Annotated in this window: 12 protein-coding genes; 6 read left to right on the forward strand and 6 right to left on the reverse strand. The window is 66.1% G+C overall.

The genetic code is table 11. The annotated features are described in order from the left end of the window. Positions 1 to 5: 5 nt before the first annotated feature. From EBO15_RS06695 to EBO15_RS06710, 4 genes are read left to right on the forward strand one after another with little or no spacing between them, the layout of a single operon-like run. Complete coding sequence (locus EBO15_RS06695; RefSeq protein WP_147481397.1) at positions 6 to 572, forward strand: hypothetical protein; 567 nt, start codon at positions 6 to 8, stop codon at positions 570 to 572. Next, the gene (locus EBO15_RS06700) at positions 569 to 2,113 is read left to right on the forward strand and encodes a hypothetical protein (RefSeq protein ID WP_147481398.1); all 1,545 of its coding nucleotides are present in this window, start codon (positions 569 to 571) and stop codon (positions 2,111 to 2,113) included. Before EBO15_RS06695 ends, EBO15_RS06700 begins: the two co-directional genes overlap by 4 nt. Further along, positions 2,110 to 3,078, forward strand: a complete 969-nt coding sequence (locus EBO15_RS06705; protein ID WP_199744364.1) for a polyprenyl synthetase family protein — start codon at positions 2,110 to 2,112, stop codon at positions 3,076 to 3,078. Before EBO15_RS06700 ends, EBO15_RS06705 begins: the two co-directional genes overlap by 4 nt. Beyond that, complete coding sequence (locus tag EBO15_RS06710; protein WP_122193417.1) at positions 3,048 to 4,994, forward strand: lycopene cyclase family protein; 1,947 nt, start codon at positions 3,048 to 3,050, stop codon at positions 4,992 to 4,994. Before EBO15_RS06705 ends, EBO15_RS06710 begins: the two co-directional genes overlap by 31 nt. Here the strand turns inward: EBO15_RS06710 and EBO15_RS06715 are convergent. From EBO15_RS06715 to EBO15_RS06725, 3 genes are read right to left on the reverse strand one after another with little or no spacing between them, the layout of a single operon-like run. Then, a complete protein-coding gene (locus EBO15_RS06715; RefSeq protein ID WP_122193467.1) occupies positions 4,960 to 5,160 on the reverse strand; it encodes a DUF397 domain-containing protein in 201 nt (66 codons plus the stop codon). The genes EBO15_RS06710 and EBO15_RS06715 overlap by 35 nt on opposite strands. A gap of 20 nt (positions 5,161 to 5,180) precedes the next feature. Continuing rightward, positions 5,181 to 5,375 carry a DUF397 domain-containing protein gene (locus EBO15_RS06720; protein WP_122193418.1) on the reverse strand — a complete coding sequence of 65 codons (195 nt, stop codon included), beginning with the start codon at positions 5,373 to 5,375 and terminating at the stop codon, positions 5,181 to 5,183. After that, on the reverse strand, positions 5,366 to 6,148 hold the full coding sequence (locus tag EBO15_RS06725; protein ID WP_122193419.1) for a helix-turn-helix domain-containing protein: 783 nt from the start codon (positions 6,146 to 6,148) through the stop codon (positions 5,366 to 5,368). The genes EBO15_RS06720 and EBO15_RS06725 overlap by 10 nt, the downstream gene beginning before the upstream one ends. A gap of 149 nt (positions 6,149 to 6,297) precedes the next feature. On the opposite strand from EBO15_RS06725, the gene EBO15_RS06730 reads away from it, so the two are divergent. Further along, positions 6,298 to 6,726 carry an ATP-binding protein gene (locus tag EBO15_RS06730; protein ID WP_147481399.1) on the forward strand — a complete coding sequence of 143 codons (429 nt, stop codon included), beginning with the start codon at positions 6,298 to 6,300 and terminating at the stop codon, positions 6,724 to 6,726. After that, the gene (locus tag EBO15_RS06735) at positions 6,723 to 6,926 is read left to right on the forward strand and encodes a hypothetical protein (RefSeq protein WP_122193421.1); all 204 of its coding nucleotides are present in this window, start codon (positions 6,723 to 6,725) and stop codon (positions 6,924 to 6,926) included. The genes EBO15_RS06730 and EBO15_RS06735 overlap by 4 nt, the downstream gene beginning before the upstream one ends. Before the next feature lie 218 nt (positions 6,927 to 7,144). On the opposite strand, the gene EBO15_RS06740 is transcribed toward EBO15_RS06735, so the two are convergent. The 3 genes from EBO15_RS06740 to EBO15_RS06745 form a co-directional block, all read right to left on the reverse strand. Next, entirely contained in the window at positions 7,145 to 7,897 is a 753-nt protein-coding gene (locus tag EBO15_RS06740) for a hypothetical protein (RefSeq protein WP_147481400.1), read from the reverse strand. A gap of 43 nt (positions 7,898 to 7,940) precedes the next feature. Then, entirely contained in the window at positions 7,941 to 8,699 is a 759-nt protein-coding gene (locus EBO15_RS43545; protein WP_147481401.1) for a hypothetical protein, read from the reverse strand. A gap of 86 nt (positions 8,700 to 8,785) precedes the next feature. Then, positions 8,786 to 9,397, reverse strand: coding sequence for a hypothetical protein (locus EBO15_RS06745; protein WP_122193423.1), 612 nt, complete (start codon positions 9,395 to 9,397; stop codon positions 8,786 to 8,788). Positions 9,398 to 9,520 lie beyond the last annotated feature (123 nt).

A 9,520-nucleotide genomic window follows, 5' to 3' on the forward strand; every position in this document is an offset into this window, starting at 1 on the left:
CGAGGGTGAGCGCGGCGCGTGACGACAGAACCCGACTGAGTCGCCGGGCGGTGATCGGAGCCGCCGGGATCGTCGGATCCGCCACCGTGGTGGCGGTCGGATCGAAGCAGGGAATCTCCGCGGACGGAGTCGAGGCACTGCTGAGTGACAGGCAGCGGGCCGTCATCTTGGCGGTCGCGAAGGCAGGCGCGCGGGTGCCGGTGCGATTCCCCGACTTCGGGGAGGACGGAACGCCTGAATCCCGCGCGGACGAGGCACGGCTTGACCAGGCGGTACAACGGCTCGATGCTGAGCGTGCGAAGCATGTCGCCGCTGGCGCCGACGCCTTGCTCGCACGTGGCGCGGACCGCAAGGGCAGGGCGCGATTGCTTGCCGAGATCGGTCGGCTTTCCTCCGATTACCAGCATCGGACGTCCGTCGAAGCGGTGGCGGCGCTCGCGATCGCGACGGTGTCATCGGCGTTCGATCCGAATTCCAGTCACCCCGCGCAGATGTGGGTGGGCGGTCTGCGTCACCTCGGTGAGCGCGGCGAGCAGCCCCTTCCCGTTCAGCATTTGGAGGACCGCCGATGAGGTTTACCGCGCACGCGCATGGCCAGCTTGAACGTGCACGAGACCAGTTGGTGGAGCAGTACCTGCACGGCGACCCGAATGTGGTCGGCGTCGGCCTTGGATTCAGGCTGCGCCGTGGGTCTTGGCAAGAAGAGCCCGTTGTGACCGTCCTCGTGGAGAAGAAGCGCCCGAAGGCTCTGATCAGCCGCCGCAGGTTGCTTCCGGACACGGTCACGATCGACGGTGTGCGTTGGGGCGTGGACGTGGTGGAGGCCGGGCCGGCTCCGACTCTCGGAGCCGGACTCGTCGCACCGGACGGGACAACAACACTGGCAGGACCGATCGACGCGGCGTTCCGACCGCCCCGCCAGGGATGCGGCATCTCCAACCAGGTCACCGGCAACGTCACGGCCACCTATGGCGCAACCGTCATCGACCTCACCGACAATGCCCCAGCGATGCTGACGGCCGCCCACGCCGTCGGACGATCGAACCAAGCGAAGGCCGGGGAGAGCATCATCCAGCCGGGGTTCGCGGCCAACGCGGGCACGCAACCGATCGGCACACTGAAGCGGTACGTCCCGCTCCAAGACGGCACCGAGGTCGATGCGGCGCTGGCCGGGTTCGCATCCGGCATCGGCAACACCACCGCCGTCGCGAACGACCTGATGCCTGAGATCAGCCCAACTCATCCGGCGGTCGGCATGACAATTGCGGGCAACAACTACGGGTTCTGCTACCTGACGGTCGCTGAGACAACGCGCACGCAGCTCAACTTCAAGTTCCCGAACGCCACGTCAGCGTCCAACTGCACAAAGGCACCCACCGTCGGCATGAAGCTGGAGAAGGTCGGTCGGACATCCGCCTACAGCTCCGGCACCGTGATGAGCATCGGGAACACCATCAAGGTCGACGCGGGATCTCCGGTCGGGCAGATCACCATCAAGAACGTGATCTTCGTGCCGTTCTTCTCGCTGCTCGGCGACTCGGGCTCGATCGCCTGCGAAGGCGGAGACGGCAAGACCTACCCCGACTTCGGCCTGATCCCCTGTCCGCTTCTCGGCACCATCGGCAGCTACTACGGCTTTGACCTGACCAGCGAGAACGCCCTAGCGGACCAGTTGCGCGACAGCTACCTGATGCAGTCGCCGGTCGGCCGCCTGCTCATTCAGGGCACGTATATGAACAGCCAGATGGTCAAGGACCGGCTGGCCGGGAAGACCCCCACAACCGAGGAGCAGTACTACGCGCAGCAGTTCCACACCCGGTACCGCGACTTCATCGCGAACGTCATCACGGACCCGACCTCGACGGCGACGGTGACCGAGCAGCATCTGCGGGACACGGTCTTCATCATGGACGGGCTGAGCCAGTCGGTCCTCACCGCGGAAGAAGCTAAAGCCGCTTGGACCATGTACGACCAGGTCCTCGTCAAGATGCTCGGCATGAACCGGACGCAGATGATCGCGTTCATGAACAACGACGCCCTGGCACAGCAGGTCTACACCGCGCTGAAGGCGGTACCTACCGTGGACATGACACCGTCGGCGCCGTTCGAATGATCCTGGCCGACCACAACGAGCGTGTCGTCCGGCGCATGGTAGAGCTGGCGAACAGTCTGCCGGTGGCGGTCCGTCCGGCGGTCGTCGAGCTGGCGGGGAGGCCCGGCAAGCTCCTCCGGGCCTCCCTTGTCGCGGCATGTGCGGCGTTCGGTCCCGGGGGCGCCGACCCCGGCCGAACGGCGCGGCTCGGGGCTGTGGTGGAGCTCCTTCACTTGGCCTCGCTCCTGCATGACGACGTGATCGACCGCGCGGACATCCGGCGTGGGGTCCCGTCCGCCCATGCGAAGTTCGGTGCGGAGCGGGCCTCGCTGGCCGGCCTCGCGTGCTTCTCCCTCGCCGGAATGGAGGCCGCCGAGCTGGGTGCGGGAATCAGCCGTGCCGTCGCTGAGGCCGCCGCAGGACTGGCTTACGGCGAGATGCTGGACGTCGAGCGCGCCTTCGACACCCGGCTCTCGTTGGACGACTACCTCGAGCTGGCCCAGCGGAAGACGGGCGACCTCTTCCAATTGTGCTGCGTCCTCGGGGCGGCCGAGGCACGCCTCGTACCGGACGTGGCCCGTCTACTCGCCCGGTTCGGAACCGCGTTCGGCGTGGCGTTCCAGCTTCTGGACGACTGCCTCGACCTGGATCCCGATGCGCGCTCCGGTAAGCCGGACGGCAACGATCACCTCCTCGGTGTCTTCGGCGCGCCCACACTCTGCGCTCTCCACCGGGACCACACAGGCGAGTTGGCAGCCCTGCTCATGGACCCGGCCCTTCGTCCTGAGGACGGCCCCAAGGTCAGGGCACTGGTGATCGACCTTGGCGGCCTCGCGGCAGCCCGTTCTCTGGCCGAGGATCAGCTCGCCACCTGCGAGAGCGCATTGACTGAACTCCCACCAGGCGAGGCTCTCGAAGGCCTCGCCGCTTACTTGACTCTGCTCAGGGAGACGACGTGCCCGACGACATCTCCACCGACGTCCTGATCGTCGGTGCGGGCCCTGCCGGTGCAACCACCGCTCTCGCACTCGCCCGCCGGGGTATCCGTCCCCTGCTGGTCGGACCACTCGTCCCTCCCGGCGAGAGCCATGACGTCCTCCTCAGCGGTCCCGCCGTGCGTGCGCTGACCCTCCTGGACGCCATTCCTCGCCTGCCGATTCTCAAGATCGACTCAGCGGAGCTCCGCTGCGGGGACGGTCGTCCACGTGGGCTCGCGGTCACAGGCTCCGCGGCCTGTTCCGATGGTGCCCTGCGGGGTGGCCTCATCCGGGCCGCCACAGACGCAGGAGCGACACACCTCAACGCGAAGGCAACCGAGATCGTTCTGCTTCCCGGCGGAACACACATGGTGGAGCTGTCTTCGGGTGTGACCGTCACGGCACGGCACATCGTCATGGCAACGGGTGCTCCGTCCGGCTCTCCCAACGGAACCGCGGTGGCTCAGCGGCTGACCGGCGTTCGCCTGGACGAATCGATCGTCATGCGGCTTCCGGCCCCCGCTACATCCGATCCGCGTGAGACACCGGTGTTCGTCTGGGTGACGCCCAGTTCAGAGGACAGCGTTGTGACGGTGGGGACCGCCCAGCTCGGTGTCCAGGACGTCGACCTCATGGCGCGCGCCCTCCGCGACCTCGCTGCGACGGATCCGCGTTTTCACGACGCCATCCCCATTGGTGTCCCCCACTCGGGACCACTCAGCAGCACCTTCAGCCCTGAGGCTGCTGTAGTGAACGACCGTCTTCACATCGGAGATGCCGCGGGCCTCGCCAATCCATTCACCGGGGAAGGTATCGGCGGGGCGGTCGAGAGCGGCCTTCTCGCCGCGGATTGCATCGCCGACTTCGTGGACGACCCGCTCAGCGCCGCATCCGCGTACAGGAGTCGGCTGGCCGCGAGCTATGTGGGCTACTTCGAGACGGCCCGGCATGCCGCTCGCCGGTATCACCTGACGTGGCGAGTCCTCTCCGCCACCGCTGACAGCGACCGTCCCTTCTTCGCCAAGGCACGCCGCACCGTCCTGCTGCCCGAGGGCATTTCGAGCTTGACGGGTACCGAGCGCATGGAACTGCCCAGCGCGATCGGAGCGGTCCTCGCTCCGTTCCTGGCGGCCTGTGACGAGATCGGCGTGGCAACGATCCGTGGCGAATGGCCCTTCCTTGCCAGGCTTCTGATCGCCGCCGACTCGTCTCCGCACGAGCGACTTCGGCCGGCTGTCCCGTTCTACGCCGCACTCGCCGCAGCCGGGCGGCCACCCTCGCCGGAGTACGCAGCGCTCGGCTCCGCGATCGAACTCGCAACGCTGGGGGCCATGGTCTTCCTCGGCCCTGGCGGGACACCGACCGAGTCTCGTGGCGTCGACTGGAGCTCGACCAGCGTCGTGCTCGCCGGAGACTTCCTCCTGGCCCAGGCCACCCGGCTCGTGGCCGTGCACGCTCCGGACATCGCATGGTCCTTCTCGGATTGGCTCGGCGAGCTGGCAGCGTTGAGAGCCGAACGCCTCGACCCCGGCAGCGGCACTCCCGCAGAGGAAGTCTTCTCAGCACTCCTGGAGTTCCCCGCCCGCATCGGCGCCCAACTAGGCGGCGCGGATTCAGACGTCGTAGAGACCTTGCGAGAGTATGGACGCCTGGCAGGCCGAGTCTTCCTCCACGCCGAGGACATGCTTTCCCTGCGCGGCAGGCCCACTCGCCTGGACGCGACCCGCACGGCCTTGGCCGAAGGACGCGTATCGGACATCGACCCCGCTATGCCCGTTGCAGGCGCTCTCCGCGAGGCCCAAGCCTCCTGTGGCCGGGCGAGCGCGGCTGCCCTAGCCGCAGTGGTGGCCGTCCCGGACGAGACGGCCACCCACATCCTTCGTGCCTTCATCACCGCCCTGGCACCAGCACCCGTCTGTTGTTGATGCTGGCAACAGCAAGCCGGAAGGCGCTGCGTGACATGAGTAGATGCCCAGCTTTCGGGGCCTTGCTGTCTCGAACCGCAACCCCCTCAGGTGCCCAGGCCAGTTCAACACAGTGATCGCCATCCTCACCGCTATGGGAGGACTTTCGCCACGAGCCGTCCGTCATCGTGACCACCTCTGCAAGGACTACGCCTGGCCCAGTTGCTTGATCCACCCCACAGCGGAGCCGAACACAGCACGGTCGACAAGAAGGTGGCCCACATGGGGGGCCTTGCTGTCCCGGATCAGGACACCCGCTCCCGCCGCCGCGACCTCGACACACTGATCGCCGTCGGCATGGCTGCGGGTGGACTTGCGCCACTCAAGCTCGGTCACGTCCACCTGTTCTCAAGCTCCTTCCCAATGAAGTCGCGTGAGTCCGCCACGTTCAAAGCACGCGCCTGAAGCATCGCGAACAACTCGTTCGCCTTCGTCAAGTGCTCTGTCTCTTCGGAAGTTTCGCCCCCGAAGACCGAAGCCGCATATGCGGACTCCTCGCGATTGCTCTGAGTCGCAATCGCGAACGACCCTTTGACAAACGGATAGTAAGCCGTGGGTGAGATCTGAAGATAGACCCCAGGCCGACCTGAAAGCTCGATCAGATGCCTGAGCTGCTCGTTCATGACCTCGGGCGAGCCCACCTCTCGCCGCAGAACCGACTCGTCCAGGATGAAGCACGCCGTCAGCGCCGGATCCCGCTTGAGCACTTCCTGACGCTTCAGCCTGGCCAGCAGGTCCGCGTCACTCGGCAGGATGGCGCGGGCGTACGACTCGACCTGCAGCAGGCCTTCCACGATGTCCGCGGAATAAGTACGAAGCATGGTGGCCGTGGCTTCGCGGGTGGCAAAGTCGACGTAGTACTGCGGGTACTTGGCGCTGCTGACGAGCTCATCCCATGCCTCGGCGACGTCGTCATTCCGCTTGAGGGCCGCGCCGAGCCGTTCGGAGAAGTCCTTGCGGCATCTCGTGCGCCCGAGCTCGATGAGTGCGATGTAGCTGCGGGTGACGTTGACGAGCTTGGCCAGGTCGGCCTGGCTGAGCCCCGCCTCCACGCGGAAGCGCTTGACCTTCGCGCCGAACGTGCGCAGGTGCGGATCGATCTTCTTCGCGGCCATGAGAACCCCTGACCCGGCTCCGGCATCACCCGGTAACCGCTGCTAGTGAGTCGTGACTGCTCCCCCGGTCTCAGCTCAACGTACGTCGCTTCGTGACTGGATGATGACAGAACGCAAGAACTTCCCGACTCATTTTCGAGGCGCAGGTGATGATCACAGATTCCCAACTTCGGCCGACTCCGCCACCGACCGGCGTCGCGGTACTGGAGGTCGAATCCGAGCCCGAATCCATCAAGGCTGCTCGCGACTTCGTCGCGGACTGGTTCACCGAGCACGAGTACGACGGCGACCTCGTCTACCTCGCACGCACAGTGGTCACGGAATTGGCCACGAACGCACACCGCCATGGCTCCGCCAACGGCGACCCCATCACCACACGCGTCTTCCATACGGACGCGGGCCCCGTCATAGAGGTACTGGACGCGAGCGCCAAACTTCCGTCCGTCGAGCCCCTCACTCTCGACGGACTGACCGGACGCGGCCTCGCGATGGTGGACCTCATGGTCCCGGCATGGGGATTCGCACGTCTCCAGGAAGGAGGCAAGGTCGTATGGGCGCTCCTACGCGCGCACGCGTGAGCGCTCGCACACTCCTAACGGCCGTCCTCCGCGACCTCTACCCGCACTGGGACGTCTTCGTGGACAACCGGGGAATCTGGCGCGCCGCCGGCACCACCCTCATCAGCGCGTCATCCGCCGAAACTCTCCTCGACGCCCTGACCACCGCCGACCCCGACGCCACCACCAAGGCCGCCATCCGCTTCACGCACATATCGTGACCTCAGCGCGGTGAACCCTGTGCGCATACAAGTCGCTTCACGCACCAGCCTCTGTCTCTTCGACAGGCCAGATGAACGGGCCACGTCCGGGCGGCAGCACGCACACAGCAATGCCGCCGCCCGGACCTTCCCTCAGAAGCTCGTGCCAGCCATATTGGGCGTAGCCACAAACGTTCCCGTAATTGCAGTACGTCCCCAACAAGCTGGACCGGGTGCGGCTACGGGAGCTTCGAGTACGAGATCATGCCGATGTGCAGAGGCAGGATGACCGTGCTGGCACCGGCTGCTGCGGGCAGGCCGCCGAGCTGGTTGAGGAACGCGTTGCCGTTGTCACTGCACCCGCTCGCCGCCGGAACAGGGAACGTGTTGTCCACGACCGTTCCCGCGTGCACACCCGGTGCGGCAACACTCCACGGGACGCCACTGATCGGCTGGTACGGGGGCGGCGGAGCGGTGGTGCCGGTGATCAGATGTACGGAGATCGGATTGGCGTTCGTCCCGACCGTGCAGTTGCTTCCGAGGTCGCCACCCGTGAACCTGATCTTGAAACTGAGGTTCAGGTTCGCGTCCGGGGTGAACTCGAAGGCACCCGCGTACTCGGGCTGGGCATAGACCGGCTCGCCGTGCCGAGTCGCCACCTGGAACCGCTCACCGCGAAGCGCCCCGAAGACCTGGGTAGGTCCCGAGTCGTCGAACCAAGGACTCCCGAAGGTCAGCTTGAGCGGGGTGTCGATGGCGTGGGTGACGTTGCCGATCGTCACGCTTCCACTGCTGGCGATCGCCTCTGAGCAGAACGAGCCGGAGACATCCGCGCCCGCGGGGAGGGGCGGGCAGTCCGCGTAGTCGAAGGTGGGGATCGTATCGGTCAGTGTGGCCTGGCGCGCCTGGGCGGGGGCGGCCGCCAGGCCCAATGCGGCGGCGGCCACAGCGGTGGCGCAGAACGCGCGACGTGCAGACTTGCTGAGTCTCATGGTTCTCCTTGCCGAAGGGTGAACATGGGCTGAGCTGTCTGGCCTAAGGAAGCTTGGAGTAGGAGATCGCACCGAGGTACGTCGGCAGCACGATCGAACTCGCGCCCGCCGGTGCGGGCAGACCGCCGAGCTGGTTGAGGAACGCGTTGCCGCTGTCGCCACATCCGCTCGCCCCCGGAACGGAGAACGTGTTGTCGACCATCGTTCCCTGGTGAACACCCGGCGCGGCCAGCGTCCATGGGACTCCGGTGATCGGCTGATACGGAGGCGGGGGCGTGGTGGTTCCGGTGATCAGATGCGCGAAGATGGGATGACCGTCCGTCCCGACCGTGCAGTTACTTCCGAGGTCGGCCCCCGTGAACCTGATTTTGAATCGGAGATCCAGGCCCGGATAGCCTGGAAGCAAATCAGAGGTACCCGCAGATTCGACTCGGGCATATACAGGCTCCCCCTGCCGAGTCGCTACCTGGAACGGTTCGCTGCGCAGTCCGCCAAAGATATTGGCGCCATACCCAGATTCATCAGACCAGGGGCTCCCGAAGGTAGTCTTGAGCGGGCTGTAAATATCGTGAGTGACGTTTCCGATTGTCACTTTCGCGCTGGGGGAGATCGTTTCAAAGCAGAACGAGCCGGAGACATCCGCGCCCGCGGGGAGGGACGGGCAGTCCGCGTAGTCGAAGGTGGGGATCGTATCGGTCAGTGTGGCCTGGCGTGCCTGGGCGGGGGCGGCCGCCAGGCCCAGCGCGGCGGTGGCCACGGCGGTGGCGCAGAACGCGCGACGTGCTGACTTACTGAGTCTCATCTTCTCTCCTTCGCGGGGTGCGGGTGGACGAGTCGTGCCCTTCGCTGCGGGTGGGCGGCGGGCACGACTCGGGTGCCTACATTTCGCTAGGGAAGCGCGGTGTACGCCTTCTGGCCGATGTACTCGTTGAAGATCATCTGGTTCTTGCCCGCCGCCGACGGGATCCCCGCCTGGAGGTTGACGATCGCGTTGACGAGTCCGATGTCCAGGGCGCAGCCCTGGGCGCCGGGGACGGAGAACGTGTTGTCCACGTGGGTCGCCGAGCGGATCACGAACGGCGTCCTCTGGACGATCGTCGCGGCCTTACCGGTGATCGGAGCGGTACCGGCGGGCGGGTTGGTCGTGCCCGTGGTCAGGTTCAGCGTGATCGGGTTGCCGCTGCTGCCGATCAGGCACGTACCGCCGAGGAACGGGTTAGTGAGGCGGATCTGCATGCCGAGCGTGATGTGGAAGTCCGGCCCCGTCGGCTGGTCGAAGACGCCCGCGTACTCCGGCTTGGCGTAGACCGCCGTCACGATGGGGTCACCGAAGATGCCGGGCTGGACCAGCATCTTGTCCGCCTGCATCTTCCCGAAGATCGGCGTGTACAGCTGCGTGTCCGGGTTCAACGCACTCGCGAACGTCATCTTGATCGGCGACGTGATCTGCTGGTTGAAGTTGCCCAGCTGGAACGTCCCGCTCGTGACGATCGCCTCCATACAAATGGAGCCTTCCTTCACGTACGGCGCCGGCAACGTCGGGCAGTCCGCGAAGTCGAACGTCGGAATCGGGTCATCCGCATGCGCGGCCGTCCCCGACATGACACCCGTAACCGTCGCAAG

It is taken from the genome of Actinomadura harenae (assembly GCF_003696215.1).
Taxonomy (GTDB): Bacteria; Actinomycetota; Actinomycetes; order Streptosporangiales; family Streptosporangiaceae; genus Spirillospora; species Spirillospora harenae.